Annotated in this window: 25 protein-coding genes and 1 pseudogene; 9 read left to right on the top strand and 17 right to left on the bottom strand. The window is 38.1% G+C overall.

The window, feature by feature from the left end:
* Positions 1-17 precede the first annotated feature (17 nt).
* From AN490_RS21900 to AN490_RS21890, 3 genes and pseudogenes are all read right to left on the bottom strand, one after another.
* Positions 18-1485, bottom strand: a pseudogene (locus tag AN490_RS21900) (reverse transcriptase domain-containing protein).
* Between the two features lie 520 nt (positions 1486-2005).
* Entirely contained in the window at positions 2006-2308 is a 303-nt protein-coding gene (locus AN490_RS21895) for a DUF1825 family protein (protein ID WP_213720015.1), read from the bottom strand.
* Positions 2309-2472: 164 nt separating this feature from the next.
* A complete protein-coding gene (locus tag AN490_RS21890) occupies positions 2473-3399 on the bottom strand; it encodes a DnaJ domain-containing protein (protein ID WP_366925061.1) in 927 nt (308 codons plus the stop codon).
* A 385-nt stretch (positions 3400-3784) separates the two neighbouring features.
* Here AN490_RS21890 and AN490_RS21885 point away from each other — a divergent pair, with 385 nt between their 5' ends.
* The 3 genes from AN490_RS21885 (at position 3785) to AN490_RS21875 (ending at position 4943) form a co-directional block, all read left to right on the top strand.
* Entirely contained in the window at positions 3785-4156 is a 372-nt protein-coding gene (locus AN490_RS21885; protein WP_168634424.1) for an NINE protein, read from the top strand.
* A 104-nt stretch (positions 4157-4260) separates the two neighbouring features.
* A complete protein-coding gene (locus AN490_RS21880) occupies positions 4261-4791 on the top strand; it encodes a ComEA family DNA-binding protein (protein ID WP_300007003.1) in 531 nt (176 codons plus the stop codon).
* An 11-nt stretch (positions 4792-4802) separates the two neighbouring features.
* Positions 4803-4943, top strand: a complete 141-nt coding sequence (locus AN490_RS21875; RefSeq protein ID WP_300007001.1) for a hypothetical protein — start codon at positions 4803-4805, stop codon at positions 4941-4943.
* Here AN490_RS21875 and lepB read toward each other — a convergent pair.
* The 5 genes from lepB to AN490_RS21850 all read right to left on the bottom strand — a co-directional run bounded on the left by lepB (position 4900) and on the right by AN490_RS21850 (position 7144).
* Positions 4900-5472 carry a signal peptidase I gene (gene lepB / locus AN490_RS21870; protein ID WP_300006998.1) on the bottom strand — a complete coding sequence of 191 codons (573 nt, stop codon included), beginning with the start codon at positions 5470-5472 and terminating at the stop codon, positions 4900-4902. The genes AN490_RS21875 and lepB overlap by 44 nt on opposite strands.
* Positions 5473-5627: 155 nt before the next feature.
* Positions 5628-6119 (bottom strand): nucleotide exchange factor GrpE, encoded by a 492-nt coding sequence (gene grpE, locus AN490_RS21865; protein ID WP_300006995.1) that lies wholly within the window; start codon positions 6117-6119, stop codon positions 5628-5630.
* A complete protein-coding gene (locus tag AN490_RS21860) occupies positions 6112-6294 on the bottom strand; it encodes a hypothetical protein (RefSeq protein WP_213720009.1) in 183 nt (60 codons plus the stop codon). Before AN490_RS21860 ends, grpE begins: the two co-directional genes overlap by 8 nt.
* Positions 6291-6785: a LysM peptidoglycan-binding domain-containing protein gene (locus tag AN490_RS21855; protein WP_300006992.1), complete on the bottom strand. Its 495-nt coding sequence runs from the start codon at positions 6783-6785 to the stop codon at positions 6291-6293. Before AN490_RS21855 ends, AN490_RS21860 begins: the two co-directional genes overlap by 4 nt.
* Before the next feature lie 77 nt (positions 6786-6862).
* Positions 6863-7144, bottom strand: a complete 282-nt coding sequence (locus tag AN490_RS21850; protein WP_300006990.1) for a hypothetical protein — start codon at positions 7142-7144, stop codon at positions 6863-6865.
* 414 nt (positions 7145-7558) lie between these two features.
* Between AN490_RS21850 and thrC the strand changes: the two genes are divergently transcribed.
* The 3 genes from thrC to AN490_RS21835 all read left to right on the top strand — a co-directional run bounded on the left by thrC (position 7559) and on the right by AN490_RS21835 (position 9991).
* A complete protein-coding gene (thrC, locus tag AN490_RS21845) occupies positions 7559-8863 on the top strand; it encodes a threonine synthase (protein WP_168651363.1) in 1305 nt (434 codons plus the stop codon).
* An 89-nt stretch (positions 8864-8952) separates the two neighbouring features.
* Positions 8953-9228 carry a MoaD/ThiS family protein gene (locus AN490_RS21840; protein WP_300006988.1) on the top strand — a complete coding sequence of 92 codons (276 nt, stop codon included), beginning with the start codon at positions 8953-8955 and terminating at the stop codon, positions 9226-9228.
* Between the two features lie 277 nt (positions 9229-9505).
* Positions 9506-9991, top strand: a complete 486-nt coding sequence (locus AN490_RS21835; protein WP_300006986.1) for a DUF2996 domain-containing protein — start codon at positions 9506-9508, stop codon at positions 9989-9991.
* 4 nt (positions 9992-9995) lie between these two features.
* On the opposite strand, the gene AN490_RS21830 is transcribed toward AN490_RS21835, so the two are convergent.
* Positions 9996-10490 (bottom strand): NINE protein, encoded by a 495-nt coding sequence (locus AN490_RS21830; protein WP_148760112.1) that lies wholly within the window; start codon positions 10488-10490, stop codon positions 9996-9998.
* 110 nt (positions 10491-10600) lie between these two features.
* Between AN490_RS21830 and dusB the strand changes: the two genes are divergently transcribed.
* A complete protein-coding gene (gene dusB, locus AN490_RS21825) occupies positions 10601-11653 on the top strand; it encodes a tRNA dihydrouridine synthase DusB (protein ID WP_148760110.1) in 1053 nt (350 codons plus the stop codon).
* Between the two features lie 175 nt (positions 11654-11828).
* Here the strand turns inward: dusB and AN490_RS21820 are convergent, their stop codons facing one another.
* From AN490_RS21820 to AN490_RS21785, 8 genes are all read right to left on the bottom strand, one after another.
* A complete protein-coding gene (locus AN490_RS21820) occupies positions 11829-12491 on the bottom strand; it encodes a Na(+)/H(+) antiporter subunit B (RefSeq protein ID WP_300006981.1) in 663 nt (220 codons plus the stop codon).
* Positions 12488-13054, bottom strand: coding sequence for a DUF4040 domain-containing protein (locus tag AN490_RS21815; RefSeq protein WP_300006979.1), 567 nt, complete (start codon positions 13052-13054; stop codon positions 12488-12490). The genes AN490_RS21820 and AN490_RS21815 overlap by 4 nt, the downstream gene beginning before the upstream one ends.
* Positions 13047-13325: a monovalent cation/H(+) antiporter subunit G gene (locus AN490_RS21810; RefSeq protein ID WP_015083252.1), complete on the bottom strand. Its 279-nt coding sequence runs from the start codon at positions 13323-13325 to the stop codon at positions 13047-13049. Before AN490_RS21810 ends, AN490_RS21815 begins: the two co-directional genes overlap by 8 nt.
* Positions 13322-13579, bottom strand: a complete 258-nt coding sequence (locus AN490_RS21805) for a hypothetical protein (protein WP_213713698.1) — start codon at positions 13577-13579, stop codon at positions 13322-13324. The genes AN490_RS21810 and AN490_RS21805 overlap by 4 nt, the downstream gene beginning before the upstream one ends.
* A complete protein-coding gene (locus AN490_RS21800; RefSeq protein WP_300006975.1) occupies positions 13576-13962 on the bottom strand; it encodes a Na+/H+ antiporter subunit E in 387 nt (128 codons plus the stop codon). Before AN490_RS21800 ends, AN490_RS21805 begins: the two co-directional genes overlap by 4 nt.
* Positions 13959-15398, bottom strand: coding sequence for a cation:proton antiporter (locus AN490_RS21795; protein WP_300006973.1), 1440 nt, complete (start codon positions 15396-15398; stop codon positions 13959-13961). The genes AN490_RS21800 and AN490_RS21795 overlap by 4 nt, the downstream gene beginning before the upstream one ends.
* Complete coding sequence (locus AN490_RS21790; RefSeq protein WP_015083256.1) at positions 15395-15730, bottom strand: cation:proton antiporter subunit C; 336 nt, start codon at positions 15728-15730, stop codon at positions 15395-15397. The genes AN490_RS21795 and AN490_RS21790 overlap by 4 nt, the downstream gene beginning before the upstream one ends.
* 155 nt (positions 15731-15885) lie before the next feature.
* Positions 15886-17352, bottom strand: a complete 1467-nt coding sequence (locus AN490_RS21785; protein ID WP_300006970.1) for an aminotransferase class I/II-fold pyridoxal phosphate-dependent enzyme — start codon at positions 17350-17352, stop codon at positions 15886-15888.
* Positions 17353-17466: 114 nt separating this feature from the next.
* Here AN490_RS21785 and AN490_RS21780 point away from each other — a divergent pair, with 114 nt between their 5' ends.
* Both AN490_RS21780 and AN490_RS21775 read left to right on the top strand, forming a co-directional pair.
* Entirely contained in the window at positions 17467-18693 is a 1227-nt protein-coding gene (locus AN490_RS21780; RefSeq protein WP_300006968.1) for a DUF262 domain-containing protein, read from the top strand.
* A gap of 15 nt (positions 18694-18708) precedes the next feature.
* Positions 18709-19350 carry a HEPN domain-containing protein gene (locus tag AN490_RS21775; protein WP_300006966.1) on the top strand — a complete coding sequence of 214 codons (642 nt, stop codon included), beginning with the start codon at positions 18709-18711 and terminating at the stop codon, positions 19348-19350.
* Positions 19351-19387: the final 37 nt, after the last annotated feature.

The following is a 19387-nucleotide window of genomic DNA, read 5'->3' as shown; positions in this document are numbered from 1 at the left end:
CCCGGCTCCCGATGTTCTTAGCTTCCGCTTTTGCTCATGTGGATATAATCGTGGCAGCTTTCGTGTATGGCTAGAAGGTTTTTAGGTTTACCATTCTTATGGTTTCCATCTATATGATGTAAATGTACCTTCTCGTCACTGAGCATTTTTAGACCACAATGACCACATTTATGGCTTTGCCGTTTAAGGGCTTTAGAGGTATGACTGTCATAGAGTTTACTGTTACGTTCGCTCCAATAACTCAAATCACCGTCGTAGGGTGATTTCTCACCTTTGACATTGATGTGTTTATTTTCGGAGTAAGGAACTGAGGGGAACGCCTTATCTAGTAATTTCTTGCTAGAGTAACCTCTAACTACAGGGGCTAATTTCTCAGCCTTTGTGGTAGCACCATAATTCGAGTTGTTGACGATGTGTTTTACTTTCTTGCGAAAAGCTTTGTAGTTATCCACTGAGGGGGTACATCTAAACTTTCCGTTTTTCTGGACTAAAAAGTTCCAGCCGAGGAAATCAAACCCATCTATCGCGGCGGTTAGCTTTGTCTTTTTCTCACTGACTTTCATTCCCCGCTCTGCTAAAAACTGACTGATTTTATCAAGTATAACGGTTGCATCGTCTTGGGGACGGAGTATTATCACCATATCATCCGCGTAGCGGACTGATGGCTCAATAATATATTCCTTGAAGGTTTTGTCTATGATTCTACAGTTGGATGTCCTGTGATATCTGTGAATACTTTCAATCCCATTTAAGGCGATGTTAGCTAATAGTGGGCTTACCACACCACCTTGAGGTGTTCCTTGTTCGGGAAACTCTGGATTAACTCCAGCTTTGAGACATCGGAAAATTCCTTGTCTTATGCTCTTGGGAGCAATGAGTCTGTCCATAATGGCGGTGTGGTTTATCCTATCAAAGCATTTTTCAATGTCGAGTTCTATAACTCGTTTATCTATTCCGTTGACGCGAGAATTTAGGTTATTGAACAGGAATTTCTGGGCATCGTGTGCCGAGCGTCCCGTTCTAAACCCGTAGCTCCTGTCATGGAAAGTTGCTTCGTGTGCTGGTTCTAATGCGTATTTAACAAGGCATTGATACGCCCTATCTGCAATAGTGGGGACTTTGAGAATCCGGGTTTTACCGTCCTTTTTGGGGATAGGTATTTCACGTAATCCCTGGTGTTTCCAGTCGTTACATTCGGTTCTGAGTTTTTCGCTCAGTTGAAACCTTTGCTCAAAAGAGAGCGCGGTTTTCCCGTCTATTCCCGCTGTCTTTTGACCAGCGTTTAGCTGTATTACTTGACGAATAGCCAGTAATCTCGCTGCGGTTGATTTCAGAATCAGCTTTTGTAGGGACTTTGCTTTGCGCTTGTCTCCAACAAGAACAGCTTTATACACGCGTTTTTGTAGGCGGAATAAGTTACGGCGGAATTTCTTCCAAGGCAACGTCTTCCAGGATTCACGCTTAGTTGTCTCTGTGTCTAATCATGCTCTGCGACCATTTGTGTATTCTGAACACCTCAGACCAATTACGGTCTGTCCTACCCGAATTGAAGGGATTCCGCTGCTCGTCTAGCCTACTTAGGGTTCGACCACCCTTAGACCTTCAACCCGTTTTTATTCGTTCCCTCCGTTGATTGATAGTTCCGTTAGGTGTAGCCAATTCAACCACTGGATTCCCTAGACTCGTACCGCTATCTGACCAATATGCGGCGGGAATTATGCTCCAGTGAAGTCAGGATTTTGCTGTTGTGTCCTGCTCAATGTTCGGTTGCTTTTCTAGGCTGGTGTTTCACCGTAGGAACTCCCCATTAGCACCAGTGTCACCCCACAACGGATGTCTGATTATGCCCTGTTCCCAGCTTCGACCTCCCGAAACCGAGTCGGGTCATCGTGGGCAGATAGGGAGTCATACCTGAGTCTGGTAGATGGGACTTTCACCCATATCAGACCGAGAGTTCAACCTTTTCCATGATTGGATTGGGTTGGTTAGCTTATGTACGGGCTGATTACCGTGATTCAGCTAACAACGAATCGCACTGATCAAACATTTGCTGTGGAGTTACGCCAAACTGACCTAGTTGAGTTTTTAGTTGCTGTATGGTCATTTGCGCCATGAAATCCTCTGATAGCTCGAACCGCTTCATAAAGACGCGATATCTGTCCATCATGGATTCCATTTGCTCAATAAACAGCTTTTTGCCCTCGCGGTCAAATTTGCCGTAGCTGTTGCCAAGCTGAATCAGTGCTTGATAATCTTCAAACAATTGCTTGGCTTCTTGCTGGACTATTTCCGAGTCGAAGAATCCCATTTTGCTTTTCTTTAACTGAGTGCTATGACTTCAGTAGCTTCAAATTTTGCCTCTGTTCCCATTTTAGTGTAGAAGATTCATCTAGGGAAACCACTTCGGTTCAAGTAGGAGTTTTTACCGAAATTTCACTACTTGACCTCAAGTGGATAGAGTTAGGGGGGATGTTAATGAAGTTTGGTTGATAAAAACTTACTTAAGAAAGAAGCGATACTCAAGGCTTTGGACATTGATTGAGGCTTAACTGTTTCATTGGCTTGGATTGGCAAAAGGGCAGCGTATTTTAAAGCTAGTGGTTGTTGAGGATTAATTTTTAATGCTTGACCGATGTAGACTTTACTCATGCCTATAAATTTCTGGTGAAAATGGACTACTCCCAGTAGTGCGTAGTAATCACTGTTATTTAGGTCTAATTTAATAGCATCTCGCAGTTCTTTTACTGCTAAGTTCCAGTTTTCCTGTTTATAATATTCTACGGCTCTCTCATAGTAAGCTTGAGCATAGTTTATTGGCTCTGGTTTGAGAATTGTGGTTGAAGATGAGGTGTCTGGAGATATCTGGTTTTCTTCTTGGGGGATGATAGATTTAGATTGATTAGCTAGTGGACTGTTTGGTTTTTGGTGTGATAGATAGACTATATTTAACGTACTTAATTCCTGTGTTATCTGACATGACTGAGGTAATGAATGATATTGCTCATACCCATAGGATGTAACTACGTCTTCATAAAATAATTCTGCTTCTTCAGCAGACATTGTTGATATTGCCTGAATGCTAGAAGCTTTGATAGCAAGGACTTTCTGTGGATCTAAAACTTCTGCTTCTGAGCGTAGTAAATTTATTGCATCTAAGCGTTTTTTTGTATGGTTGAGTTGTTCATAAGCTGGATTAATCAATTGTGTAAATACTGCTTGAGCTAATTCCTGATCTGGTTGGTTATGCTTGATATAGTTATCAGGATGTAGCAACTTTGCTAGAATATAATACCGTTTACTGATTCGACGTTCATCAGCATTCACTGACACCCCTAGCACAGCGTAGGGATCAAAAAGCAGGTTTAACCATTCTGTTGATAGAAAATTGAGCGACATCATATCATTATTTACAAATTAATCTTGACTATTACTGAATTTTATCTTAAAGTTCCATTCGATATTTTGAGCATGACTGTCAAGCAAGCAATGATTCTATATTATTACAAAAAAAGGGAAGAGGGAAGAGGGAACAGATAATAAACTAAAGTTTCACCAGTTCGAAACTTCAGTCAAAAAAAAAGATGTTTTTAAAATATACGTAGCCCGAAAAAACAGTTTCATTATTTCAATCTCATGTTTTTAAACATGAGTTTTCTCTGTTCTCTGCGATGCACTGAGCTTGTCGATAGCGAAGCGTGGCGTAAGCCATAGTGTTGCCCGTTCCCTGTTCCCTCTGAAGAATTAATCAGTTCATGAATCAAGTAGAATGGCTATAGATAAAATGATCTTAACTAAACGAAAAAGCCGGACTATTGCTGCTATTTTAGCCTTTTCTGGCACATTAACGATTTCGGGTTTACATAAATTCTACTTGGGACAGCCACTTTGGGGAATACTGTATGTTCTATTGTCTTGGACACCGATTCCCAAGGTAGCTTGTGCTATTGAAGGGGTTTGGTATTTAACTCAAGATGAAGAAACTTTTGATCGGTATTTTAATTTGGGTGAATCAGTAATGAAGGTATCAACCCAAGTTGGGAATCAAGTAGAATCAGTTGCTAATGCTTTGCGTGAGTTAGAAGCACTCCGTCAAGATGGATTAATTTCTGAATACGAGTTTGAGCAAAAACGTCGGCAAATGTTAGATCAGATTTAGGTAATTGGTAGTTGGTAATTGGTCATTGGTCATTGGTCATTGGTCATTGGTAATTGGTAATTGGTAATTGGTAATTGGTAATTGGTAAAAGGATCAGGTTAATAATGAATAAGTGGCTACCTTTAAATCTGAAATTGCAAAAGCTTCGCGCCAAGCTGCTGAATGATCCTTATTATCGTTTACAGTCGGGGGAAGAGGTACAAATGGCAGCTGAATTGGGTTTGGGTATTGATGCTAATCAAGCAACTGTGGATGATTGGCTGCGTTTACCTGGGTTGTCAATTCACCAAGGGCGATCGCTTGTGGAACTTTCTCGCGCTGGTGTGATATTCTATTGTATCGAAGATGTGGCTGCGGCTTTGGGTTTGCCAGTACAACGATTAGAACCGCTCAAGCCTTTGCTGAATTTTAATTATTATGATCAAAATTCCCTCGATAAACCCCAGCAAGTTAACCCTAATACTGCTTCGGTAGAAAGTCTTGCCAAAATGCCTTTTATAGATTTATCCCTAGCACAGACAGTTGTGGAAAACCGTCTGGCTGCTGGTTCTTACCGGAGTTTAGCAGATTTTCAACAACGTTTAGAATTATCTGGGGATGCGATCGCTCAGTTGATGTATTATTTGCGGTTTTAGTCAGTTTTCAGTTGTCGAAGCATTTGGAAGATAAATTATCGGTCATTGCCAAAAATAGTTCTCCAAATGCTTCGCCCGTACAGTTGTCAGTTGTCAGTTGTCAGTGGACTAGATTAAGCCGATACGGTCAAGAGGCCAGAAGCGAAATGTAGCACGACCTATGACGTTTTGACGGGGGACAAAACCCCAATAGCGAGAGTCATTACTATCATTGCGGTTGTCTCCCATGACGAAAAATGCGCCTTCCGGGACTTTGATTTCTGGAAATGGGCTATTTGGTGGTTCGGCAATGTAGTCTTCTGTTAAGGCTGTACCGTTGAGGTAAACTTTGCTTTGAGCGATGCTAATTACTGCTCCTGGTTCACCAATTACCCGTTTGATAAAGGCTTGGTTTTGAGAATATCCGCGTCTTTGTAATTCTGGTGGTGAGTTAAAAACGATGATATCGCCGATTTTAGGAGGATGAATCCGGTATGATACTTTTTCTATGACCAAGCGATCGCCTGTGTGTAAAGTAGGGTACATTGATTCTGATGGAATCAGGCGTGGTTCAGCGATAAATGTCCGAATTAGCAGAGCTAAACACAGGGCAATAGTTATTAAAACTAAATTTTCCTGCCAACCACTCCAGATTTTTGTTTGTGAAAAAGCATCTTTTATATCACTTTCGTGAGGAGTCATAGTTAACAGTGTAAGGGGGATAGAGGAGTAGGGGGAGTTGGGGAAGTTGGGGGAGTTGGGGGAGTTGGGGGAGTTGGGGGAGTTGGGGGAGTTGGGGAAGTTGGGGGGGAAAGAATTTTCCCAATGACAACGGACAACGGACAACGGACAACTGACTAATGACCATTATCTGATTTAGCGGTAATGACTTCTGTGGGACGGAGGACTTTTTCACCTAAATGAAATCCGCGACGGACAATTTTAGTGATTGTTTGGTCTGGGATATCTGTTCTTTCTTCCCGATCAATGACGCGACATAAGTTAAAATCTGGTTCTGTGCCTTCTTGTAATTCTATAGGTAAAAGTTGGCGCTTTCCTAAAACACCGAGAAACTTGCGATTAACTGCACCTATGGATCTGGGTAAGCGTTCGATAAATTCTGGACTAGGATTGGGATTGTTTTCTAGATAGTCTAATAAAGCTTCTAAGGCATCAGCAACTTCTAAAAGTTCCAAGAATAAATCTTCTGTTTGGGCTGTAGTTTGGGTTTGCTGTTCTCTCAAAGACTGCTGTAATACTACATTATCTTTTTGCAGAATGCCGAGTTTTTGGACGAGTAATTCTCGTAATTCTAAACTAATTAGATAGTTTGGGGATAAGTCAGGCACGGGAAATCTCTTTAGATAGCACAGTTAGAATTTTGTTAGCCCAAGTGTTAATTTGGGAATGAGGATGATTGCTCAAAAGCGTTTCCGCAGTAATTACAGCTGCCCGCAGTTGTTTTTTTTGGGCAAAATTTTCAGCTTTCTGACTAGCTTGTTTGAAGCTGTCAACTATCATCATGGGGTTTTCCTTTGACAGCTACTAGGAATTTTCAACTCCTGATCTATATCTAATTTATTTTCCCGTTTTTGTAATTCAGCGTTAGCGGCAACGATTAATTGCCAATCAGTAGGTTTACTACAAAACTTGCCAGCAATACTACTAAGAGTATCTCCTGATTTTACGGTATAAGTGGCTAGTGGTGATGCTGGTTTAGGAATGACAGGGGTAATTACCTGGGGACTGAGATTAGGAGTAGTAGTAACTGTAGGTTTAGGAACTGTTGCGGTATATATAGCTGTTTGCAGGGCAAAAAAACTACCTCCTACACCGATAGTAATACCAATCATCAGCATTAAGATAGCGATGCCTGTTGTCCAGGATTTTGGCCGCTGGGGTAATTCTGCCAATGAGCGAATTAGAGAAACATCAGTATCACAATTAGGACAAATGTTGCCCTCAATTCCTTGATACCCGCAAACAGGACAATCAACTTTAGTTTTGGTGTTCATCGCGTAAGTCCCGTGATAATACTATGACTGGGTAATTCTTGATTTAACCAATGTTGCACATCTGGTTTTAATTCCCGCTATAAATGATCTACCTCATTAATATCACCACTGATGGCTGCATTTAACATCCGAGAGAGTTTGTCAGACATGGCATTAGCTTCAGTAGGGGCAACGGCTTTGGCTTGTTGGATAGCGAGAATACAACCTTGTACTAACTGGACTTCATCAGGTAAATTGCGAATTTCTCTTCTGGTTTCTTGACTGTGATCCTCCATGGAGGAGATATTATTAGTATTAATAGCAAATTGTAATTCTTGACTCAAGTTTTGTAATCGTTCTGGCTGAAGTTCAGGAATCATATTCTAATTCTTGATAGATTTTCTCATCTACCTGCCCCCTTGAAAAATTACAACTCACTTTGACAAAGGGATTATTTTTTAACCGACATTCCACACTTCATAATGTAGTATGAGCTTTTTCAACAATTATTCTTAATAAGTGTCAAAAGCTTATGTATTAAAACTTAAAATATTTGATAAAATATGTATTTTTAAAGACAATAAAAAATAAAATTAAGGAAATATTCGCATATTACAAAATGAAGTGCGGAATATGGGATTTAATTATTAATGAGAACTTAACTAAAAATCCGTCAACCAGTTCTAACCCTTGAGTAACCAAACCCGATAAAAATGGTCGGGTATGTTTGACGTGGATTTTGCCTTGTGCTAGTATCATTCCAAAGTTGACGGATACCCAGGGAACGCAAAATTATGACTCAGGCGATTACAAACCTCAACCAAGCGAACACTTCTATTCTCAAGGCTTTGAAGTGTAAAGAATGTGGAGCAGAATACGAACTTAAAGCCACTCATGTATGTGAATTGTGTTTTGGGCCGTTGGAAGTCAAATATGATTACAATGTTCTTAAAAGCTTAGTTAGTCGAGAAACTATTGAAGCTGGTCCCAATTCTATCTGGCGCTATCGTCACTTTTTGCCAGTTGCTACAGATGATTATATAGATGTGGGAACAGGAATGACTCCCTTGGTGCGTTCCCACCGTCTTGCCCGTCGCCTGGGTCTAAATAAACTTTATATTAAAAATGATGCCGTCAATATGCCCACCCTGAGCTTTAAGGATCGGGTGGTGTCAGTTGCCCTCAGTAGAGCGAGAGAATTGGGTTTTACGACTGTTTCTTGTGCTAGTACAGGTAATTTAGCAAATTCTACCGCAGCGATCGCAGCCTACGCTGGTTTAGATTGCTGTGTATTTATCCCTTCTGACTTAGAAGCTGGTAAAGTCATCGGTAGCTTGATTTATAGTCCTACCCTGATGTCAGTCAAAGGCAACTATGATCAAGTTAATCGTCTTTGCTCAGAAGTTGCCAATACCCACGGTTGGGGTTTTGTGAATATTAACCTGCGTCCTTACTACTCTGAAGGTTCTAAGACATTAGCCTTTGAAGTTGCAGAACAACTAGGTTGGCAATTACCAGATCATATAGTTGCCCCTTTGGCTTCTGGTTCTCTGTTTACCAAAATTTATAAAGGTTTCCAAGAATTTGTCGAAGTTGGTTTAGTAGAAGGTAAAGATGTCCGCTTCAGTGGCGCTCAAGCGGAAGGTTGTTCCCCCATTGCGAAAGCTTTTAAAGAAGGTAGAGACTTTATTCAACCAGTTAAACCTAACACAATTGCTAAATCCATTGCGATTGGCAACCCTGCCGATGGCGTATATGCTGTAGAAATCGCCCAAAAAACCAATGGTAATATTGAATCAGTTAATGATGCCGAAATTATCGAAGGTATCAAACTATTAGCAGAAACCGAAGGTATCTTTACCGAAACCGCAGGTGGTACAACCGTTGCTGTTCTTAAAAAATTAGTAGAAGCTGGCAAAATTGATCCAGATGAAACTACAGTGGTTTATATCACTGGCAATGGTTTGAAAACCCAGGAAGCAATTCAAGGCTACATTGGCGAACCTTTAACTATTGATGCTAAACTAGACAGCTTTGAACGGGCTTTAGAAAGATCCCGCACACTTGACCGCTTAGAATGGCAAGAAGTTACAGTTTAATCCTTTCACTACCAATTAATTGTAGTAGGGGTTTAGCAGTGCTAAACCCCTACCAACCAAATCACTCACTAACAATTAACGTTTAAACAATGGCTGTCAAAGTTTTAGTTCCCACAGTTCTACAAAAGTTTACAGAAAATCAAGCTGTCTTAGAATGTAGTGGTAGTAATATTTCTGAATTGTTTGATTACTTAGAAACAAGCTATCCTGCTATTAAGGGGCGTTTGCGGAAGCCAGACGGAGAGCCTTTACGGTTCTTAAATTTCTATGTCAACAGCGAAGATATTCGATTTTTACAAAATACAGAAACACCACTTGAGGATAAAGATGAAGTGAGTATTGTTCCCGCTGTTGCAGGTGGTTGAAACATCTCTGGAGGGTATGGGATTTTAAAAGTCCCAAATTACCCATTACCCATTTTATCCAACATACTTCGTGAAAAGTTACTATTTAAACGATTTTATCCGAATGATAGTCCAAGCTGCACAGAATCATGAAACTTATTAATTCATCCGTCTTTATCTGCGCTAATCTGCGTTAATCTGCGGTTAATTACTCTTAAAATCTTATTTTATATCTAAATAGCTGTAGCTATGCTCTAGTATGTCAAAATAAAAATAACTGACTACCCAAAAATTAGCAATGGCAGAAGAAACTAATCAAAATCAAGCGGGAGATGTAGCTTCTAATCCTGCTGCAACCGCCCCAGAAAAGCCCCCAGCAGAGACTAAAGCTGCCAAAAAGGAAAAACCCCCAGCATTGGAAGATAAGCCTTTTGAAGAGTTTATGCAGCAGCATTACCTCCCAGCGTTGCAAGAGGCAATTACTAAAGAAGGTGTGCCAGATGTGAATCTGACTTTTGCCAAGCAGAAGTATTCTATTATTGGTTTTAATTCAGCAGAAGAATGTTGGCAAGTTATTGGTTCTTGGCAAGGGGGACAGCGCCAGTTTAACGTATATTTTCCTGAAGAAAATATTCAAGGTAAAAAGGGATTTTCCTGTAATGAAGGTAAAAAACCCAGTACCTTGGAATCATTTCTAATTGATGAGCGCAAAACTACCCTAGAATTGTTGGTATCTCGGCTAGTGTACCGCTTAAATGGACAAAAGTGGCTAGGTAGAAATTAGAACTTTACAATTCATCGAAATAATAAGTAACGACTCCAGAAATGGGGTCGTTACCTATTCTGAGATGATCTGATTGCAGCATTTCTCTGAGTATAGTTTCCACTTCCACAATACCAGATCCGGTAGCCCTAACACCTTGAATTACAGTTAAACTACCACCATTAGCCTCTGCGGCTTCTATCAGTTTAACAATCAGTGGTTTATCAGTTGGTTTCTGGACTTGGGAAATAAATATCCTTTCATTCATGGGTATACCCAGAGGTGATAAACCTGCTTTTAGCCGCAAATTCTGCTCATATTCGTCAACCATATTCGGTATGATTAATAAATCATAGATTTGCCCCATGTAAAATAAACCGCAGGTAAATAGCCATAATAAACCAGTAGCGGTTTTGCCATTATATAACCGATGTAAACCGTTTATTCCCAAAAAACCAGCCCCACATAAGAGGTAAGAGACAAGAAGACGGTCTTTATTTTCGTTATTTTTTATGCTCATTTTATTTTATGTCCATCTAGGATTTACTGAGTTAAGAATCCACATTTCCATTAACTACCCCTTGTCAGCCTTCGATTCCCCAATTAACGATTGTATTTTTAATTCTAACCATGATTTACCTTTCTCCCGAACTTCAAGCTAGACTTTCCACTCCTTTAAAAATTGGCTCATTTGAGGTTAAAAGCCGAGTTTTACAGTCTCCGTTGTCCGGGGTGACTGATTTGGTATTTCGGCGTTTGGTGCGTCGTTATGCGCCAGAATCTATGGTGTATACGGAAATGGTAAACGCGACGGGTTTGCATTACGTTAAGCAGTTACCAATCATTATGGAAGTAGATCCTAATGAACGTCCAATTAGTATTCAATTATTTGATTGTCGTCCCGATTTTCTCGCGGAAGCAGCCATAAAAGCAGTGGCTGAAGGTGCGGATACGATTGATATTAATATGGGATGTCCTGTTAATAAAATTACTAAAAATGGTGGTGGTTCTTCTTTATTACGTCAACCAGAAATTGCGGAAGCAATTGTCCGAGAAGTTGTCAAAGCTGTAGATGTTCCCGTGACTGTGAAAACCCGCATTGGTTGGAATGATCATGAAATTACCATACTTGATTTTGCGAAAAGAATGGAAGACGCGGGAGCAAAAATGATTACTGTGCATGGACGGACTCGCGCTCAAGGTTACAATGGTAATGCGCGGTGGGAATGGATAAAAAAAGTCAAGGAAATTTTATCAATTCCTGTGATTGGTAATGGGGATATTTTCTCTGTGGAAGCTGCGGTAAAATGTTTAGAACAAACCGGCGCAGATGGGGTAATGTGTTCTCGTGGAACTTTAGGTTATCCGTTTTTAGTTGGTGAGGTTGATCATTTCTTAAAAACTGGAGAATTATTACCACCACCTAACCCCATTCAACGCTTAGAATGTGCGCGAGAACATCTTTTTGCTTTATGGGAATATAAGGGAGATAGGGGGGTACGTCAAGCTCGGAAACACATGACTTGGTATGCTAAAGGTTTTGCTGGTGCTGCTGATTTACGAGGTAAGTTAAGTTTAATGGAAACTGTTCAACAAGGTTTAGATTTAATTGATGGTGCGATAGAAAGATTAGCTTGTGGTTATGAAATTGAGGAAGAAACAGAATCTACTATTGCATTATAGAAGAAGTCAGGAGGAAGAAAGAAAGAAAAAGCAGGAGAAAGAATCAATTTGGGATAATTATGATGCAAACGAAAGTTTTTATCTGCATTGATTTAAAACCTATTTTTGATTATTTTTACTGATAACAGTTGAACATAAGCTAAGTGTAATTTCTATGTTCTTAAATTCCTGTCTTTTACAATAAACCCCGATAACGAATAAAAATCAAAATCACAGCCCAAGAACCTAATGCCACTTTAACAGCAACTAGGATATTTAATATAGGAAGAATTCCACCACTAAATAACGCCCCTAATTCTCCATGTGGTAACTCAAATCCCGACAAAGTTATCATTGCTAAAACAATGAAAACTAATACGGAAATCTTTTCCCAAATAGCAGCGTGCCAACGTTGGTAAATGTCCTGCATCCATTGGTATGATGAGGTAATTGCTATTAGTCCGATTGCTGTTCCTCCAGCCACCCCAGCCGCAAAACCACCCCCCGGACTCAAATGTCCCCTAATTGCTAATTCAATGCCCACTAATGCCGCAATTGTCGCCCCTAGACGAGCTAAAATGATGGATGGTTGATCTTTGAATTGATAGATGCTGCAAGATGGTTTTTCATTAGCTAATAAAAAATTAGCTCCGAGAATGGCAATAGTGAAGACAATAACTTCAAAGATTGTATCATATAGCCGATTTCTGAAAATAATCCCTGATACTGCATTGGGAACACCACTTTCTTTAACCACTGTTTCCACAATGGAAATATCTGGTAAATTTAGTTCGGAATTAGGCATAATCAGCATTTTCACAAATAAAGCTATTCCGGCTAAAATGTAAACTAATTTCATAAATTTTGCGCTCCTGAATCTAAAATATTGAAATATTGTAAAGTTGTTTTCGGTGATGAAAGTTTACTTTTCATAATCTTATAGATGCGTTCCACTCTAATTACAGTTTGGTATGTTTCCTGTTCTTGCTCACTTTTTTCTAATTGCACACAACTAGCATGAATTTCTTTTTCTATTAATGCCTGTTGTAAGGTTTCTTTAGTAGGATAATGTACGAGTTCTAGACGTAAATAATGTTCATTAAAAATGCTGCCGAAATCGTTTATGAGTTGTTGAAAATTGCTATCCTGATTTTTTTCTATTGACTGATTTTCCATGACACCAAGACGTAACACTAAAGATGAACGAACTGCGATCGCATAGAGGGTAATTGATAGCATTGTTCCCATTAATGCTTCTGTTAAAGCCACATCTGCTGCACCTAAAACTGCATCTACCATTGCCGCAACTGCACCGAGTACCCCACGAATGATTAAGGCATGATAGGGGTTAGTTTGAGTTACTAACATCCCCGCAGTTAAGGGTAATAAAGCAATGATTAAATAGAGATAAGTATCATTCATGTTTTTCCTCTGCTGTTGAACAATATGCTAATACATAACCCAGCATAGTATTCCAAATTGCTAAGGAAATAATGCCAAGAATAAGTAATGGCCATTCACTGGGTATTTTCAATAATAGTCCGACAATAATCATCATTGAACCTAACGTATCAGCAACAGAAAGTCCATGTAATTTGAATAATACTGATCTGTTGCTGACTAAATGAGAAGTTCCCCAAAACCAGAAAACTATGCCGATACCTATGCAGGTATAACTAAGAATGTTGATCATACTTCACCTAATCTTCTGAGGATATGTGCTAATAACATTAATGCGGCATTTCCTACCGTCAAAATAATCGCTGCGACTACACCAATCATCCAATCATCTCGTAAAACGGAAATTACGAGAATCATGATGGCTACTTTACTAGAAATGCTGCCAAAAGCTAACATTTTCTGCCAGGTATCATCACTTCTCCAAGCTTCATAAATGGGAATGAGTAGTGCTAAAATCATTGCCATTAAGACTATTTCTAGTTTCATGATTGTTTTCTCTTGGGTTTAATGTGGTGGACTTCATACCATCCTTCTTCGTGGTATTTCATGACGATGGTTTTGGGTGTAAAGGTAATTAGAAATATATCAAGAAAAATCAATAAAGGTGATCTGTTGAGTTTGACTTTTTCCATGATAATTTCTTCTTGATTATGGGGACGGAAGATAATTTCAAATGCCTCCATAAAAGCAACCGGAATAGCAACAAAGATTTTAATTATTACCTTTAACCAAGATTTTAATTTTTCTGGTGATGACTTACCACGTGGTAAAAGTAAGGCAATAATTACACCGATGATAATATTTGTTAAACTCACATTAGCTGTGAGTAATAACCAAATTGATAGTCTGAATATGAGATGTCCAATCATGGGAAAGCCATCCAAAATAATAGGATTAAAGTTAAACTCATGACACCAACTAAATGCTCAAATTCTTCAAATACACGAGGTAGAGATATGGATAATTTCTTGAAAATGAAATGATATCCTAACCAGCCCGCAGCAATAGTTAAAAGTGCTTTTGTGATATTGGTGATTTCATAAGCTGGAAGATAGATAATATTTGCCACAAATAATCCAGTAATTAAAAAGATTACTGATATCCAAAAACCGGATTTTGTTTTTTCTTCTTCTTCTTCTGCTTTTGTATGGGGGAGAAAAATAAATTTAGCAAAAGATATGGCTGTACCAACTGCGGCAATATTCATAACTATAAATTGCCAAGATTCTACATTTTTCATCGTTAATACCTTTGCCTCAAAACCTGACAACAAAGGCAAGCCAGAAATTGATAAACTAGCAATAACTAAAGGTATCCAAATATTAGTATGAATGGGTTTATTTTGCAGTTCTTTAAAGTTGCGACTGGGTAAAGAACCAGCAATCAAAAATAAAGACGATTTGACTAATCCATGAGTGAGGGCATAAAATCCACCTACAGCCGGTGCAGCGAGAATCCAGCCTAACTGGGAAATAGTGCTAAATGCTAACAGGCGCTTGGTATCCTTTTCAAAGACAGCATAGGATACACCCATTAAAGCTGTTCCCACACCAAAAATTCTGACTATAATATCAATTTCTTCGGAAACTAATGCACAACGTAATAAAGGCAAAACACTGGCTTTAACGACAATTCCTGACATCAATGCGGAAACTGGGGTTTCTGATTCAGAATGAGTTAAAGGTAGCCATAAACCGGAGACAAAAATCCCCGCTTTGATTAATAATCCCAGAAAAATTAGTGCTAGTGCTTCCGGGGGTGATCCTTTTAACCCGGCAAAATTAAAGGAATGATGTGTTTGATAAACTAATACTGCACCTACTAGATAAAATAACATTGCAGTATTGCTAACAAAGAGATACCGTAAACCTACCCAAATTGAGCGATCGCTACGGGGATAAGCAATCAACAGAAAAGCCGCAATACCGCTGACCTCTAAAGCCACATATAAACTAATGAAATCGGCACAGATAAAGGCAGCATTGAGGCTACCATGCACAATAATCATCTGGGCATAGAAAAAAGCCGTTTTATCACTGCGCCAGCAGTAGAGGGCAACAGCAGCCGTTACCAGGGCATTTGTGAAAATAAAATAACCACTTAACTCGTCGGCTACTAAGGTAATACCGAAACTATCCAGTAAATTCATTGTGATGGGTGATGGTTCAAGAAATAGCTGCAACCCATAAGCAGCAGAAGCAATAGTCCCCCACAATGTCAAATGTCGGTTCAGTTTGGGGACTAGAAAAATGATGAACCCTAGAAAAAATGGGGTAGCAATCCAAGCTAGTGTAATGGTATTCATGGTGTATTATTTTTTTCAATCTCGTTGCTTTCCAATGTGGGGTTATCCCGTGCTAATTTCATCACACCAACCAGCATCAAAGCCTGAATGGAAAACCCGATAACTATCGCTGTTAATATCACTGCTTGCGGAACTGGATCGGCATAAGCAATGTTTTTTACATCGGAAATAATGGGAGTAAATAAGCCTTGTCGTGATGCAATTAGTACATAAAAGGCAATCACACCTGTACTCATCACATCCATAGAGACAATTTTCATTACCAGGTTTTTTTTGAGGATGATGCCAAAAAAACCACACAATATTGTTATCAGTACGCACGCTTCTAACACGGGAGTTATTTAATTTTATGATAAAGTGCTGATTTAATATAAGCACGAATTTCTAGTGCTAAGTTAATCTTGACACTAAAATATTCTGATGATTATCATAGGTATATCTAATGATTTATGTTTTCTTTACTTTTAAAATATCTGTTGAGATAAATTTATCCTTTCACAACTTTTAAAGTTTGCAAAGTTTCATCTGCACAACCGGTAATAAAACCACCCATTTTTTGAATTTCTTGCAAATATTCTAAGGCTGATTTTGTAATTAGTTCTCCTGGCATTAATACGGGAATTCCTGGAGGATAAGGACAAATAATTTCTGCACAAATCCGTTCTAGGGTTTTCTCGAAAGGTAAGATCTCACTATCAGCAAAAAAGGCCTCACGGGGAGAAATGCACATAGAAGGGGCGATTATAGTATCTTTTTTATATTTACAGATTTTTTCCCGATTTGTCAAGTGGGGAATTTGGGTAAGATTATTTAAGGTTTGTACTAATGTTTCAATATCAGTTTTTGTGTTTCCTAGGCTAATAATAAATGTGAGATTTTGTAAAGATGAAAATTCTGGGGTTACTCCCCTGTCATTAATAATATCTTCAGCAGTAAAACCTGTTAAACCTAACTGAGAAATATTAACGGTTAACCGGGTTTTATCTAAATCTATAAAGCCGTTATTTTTTATATGATTTTGAGGTATTTGTAAAACCGATAAACTAGGAATTTTGTTGATTTTATCAATTGCTTCTTTCGCTAATTCCAAAGTTTGAAACATCAGGTTTTCTCCATGTATTGCCATTTGCTGACGTGCGGCATCTAGAGAAGCTAAAAGGATAAAACTAGGACTGGTAGATTGAACTAATTGCAAAGCTTTATTCACTCTATCCATATCAATTCTTTGACCTTGAATATGTAACATTGATGCTTGTGTCATTGCCCCCAATGTTTTATGAATTGATTGTACTGTTAAATCTGCACCTGCGGTTAAAGCAGATGTTGGTAATTCTGGGTGAAAATGAAAATGAGCGCCATGGGCTTCGTCTACAATTAAGGGAATATTATATTGGTGGGTAAGGTTTACCAATGCTGGCAAATTCCCACAAACACCGGAATAATTAGGATAAACTATCAGCACTGCTTTTGTATCTGGATGTTTTGCTAATGCTGCTTTTAATTCTTCTGGTGTAACGCTATATGCAATATCTAAATCTTCGTCATATTCAGGATTTATAAAAATAGGAATTGCACCAGAAAGAATTAAACCAGAAATAACTGAAGAATGGACATTGCGCGGCAGAATAATTTTATCTCCCATTCTACAAGTAGCGAGAATTGCGGCTTCAATTCCGCAGGTAGAACCATTAACTAAAAACCATGTTTTCTCTGCACCAAAAGCCTCCGCTGCTAGTTCTTGTGCTGCGAGAATTACGCTTTCTGGTTTGAATAAATTATCTAATTCTGCTAATTCTGTTAAGTCAGCACGAAAGACATCTTTACCGATTAAATCGGTTAAAAGTGGGGAAATGCCCGCACCGCGTTTATGTCCTGGGGTGTAAAATGGGGCGTGAGGACGGGTTGTGCAGGCTTTTAAGGCATCTATCAGGGGGGTTTGGTTTTGATTGAGCATTTTTGGGGGAAAAGGAAGTGTTTAGGACTTTAGGTAAAATTGATAAAGTATAGAATATAAAGAAATAATATGATATATTGTATTTAAATTCAAATCTTTATGCAGACCGAAACTATGACTAACGAAGAAGAAATATTTTTTGAGGAAGAGGAAGATCAAGAAATTGAGTCTCAACCGCTGAGTGAGTTAATTCCTGAATTAAAGCAAATTCGAGAAATTGTTGTTTCTGGTAGTGACTGGACAACAGCAACAATACTTGATCAGCTTCTTCGCAATAATATCCAATTAACTCCAAGATTTCAAAGACGAGACGCTTGGGATATAACACTCAAAAGTAGATTTATCGAATCACTTATACTTGGGTTTCCAGTACCACAAATAGTATTAGCAACTAGTCAAGAACAAGGTAAATTTATTGTTCTTGATGGTAAGCAACGCTTGTTAACAATTCTGCAATTTTATGGCAGGAGTGATGAAAACATACCAAATAATGCCTTTGCTTTAAGAAATCTAGAATTTAGACGTGATTTAATTGGCAAAAAATATGAAGACATAAGAAGTGATTTATTTTTGAGTAGAGATACTGATAATCTTGATAATCAAACTATTCGCACTATGCTTCTGCGGAATATAAAAGACGAAAATTTCCTTTATAAAATTTTTCTACGTTTGAATGTACAAAGTACACCATTATCAGCACAAGAACTTCGACAAGCATTACATCATGGTTCATTTATCAATTTTTTAGATGATCAATCAATTAAAAGTCAAGCTCTTAAAAAAATATTCAAATCACCACATCCTGATTTTCGGATGAGAGATGTCGAACTATTGTTACGTTATGTAGGATTTCATTATTTTCTATCTAAATATAGTGGAAACCTTAAATCATTTCTTGACATGACCTGCACAGAACTTAATAAAGATTGGAATAACAAACATAATGATATTAAAAATGTAGTTAACCAATTTGAGGAAGCAGTACAAACAACTATTAATATATTTGGAGACAAAAACTTTTTTCGTATGTGGTTAAGCAATGATAAAAAATATAGAAGACGCTTTAATAGAGCAATTTTAGATGTGATGGTATTTTATTTTTCAGATGAAATTATCAGACAATCTGCTGAAAGAAATCAAGACAAAGTTCAAGAAGCTTTAAAAAAATTATGTTCATCAAATAACGACTTTAAAGAAGGTGTTGAAGGAACAACCAAAAACATTAGTCAAACTTACAATCGTTTTAGATTTTGGGGCGAAAGTCTACTAGAAGTTTTAGATGTAGAATTTAACCTACCTCAATTCGTTGATAATCGTATTATTTTCAATGGTTTGAGATAGGTTGTTATCTATAATATGTCAAAATCAGCTAGATTTCGTACTTTAACTAGAGAGTTAAATAGGTTAAAAAAACAATTTCTTCCTAAGATTAACCCAACGGGTTTATATTCTGAGAGTCAGTTATCTAAAACTGCTGCATATAGAGTTTTAGCTCATGCTGAAATTGAATCTTATCTTGAAGAAAGAGCTTGGGAAGTTGTTCAAAATGCCAAAACTATTTGGGATAAAAGCGGTAAAAATACTCGGACTTTAATATGTCTACTTGGGTTTTCTGGTTTAACTATGGATAAACCACCAGATACACTTACACCACAAAAGGGAAGTAAAACAGTTAAAGAGGAAAAAGTCAAGATATCAAAAAAAATAGATTTAGCTGTGGAAAGTTTTCAAAGAGTTATTAGTCAAAATCATGGAGTCAAAGAAGATCATATTTTGTCCTTACTTTTACCCATAGGGATAGATAGTGATGATTTAGATCCTGCTTGGCTTGCTACCATGAATACATTTGGAGAAAAACGAGGTCTTGTAGCCCATAAATCAGCTACATCATACATGACTATTCAAACTCCAGATCCTGCAAATGAATTAAATACTGTAACCCAAATTACTGATGAACTTTTAAGAATAGATGAATTAATCAATAATTTGATAGAATAAAATGTAAAATATTCTTACTTTGAAAAAATCAAACAAT

Origin of the sequence: Anabaena sp. AL09, assembly GCF_001672255.1 — a bacterium.
GTDB lineage: Bacteria > Cyanobacteriota > Cyanobacteriia > Cyanobacteriales > Nostocaceae > Dolichospermum > Dolichospermum lemmermannii.
This window is presented reverse-complemented; position numbering and strand designations above follow the sequence as displayed.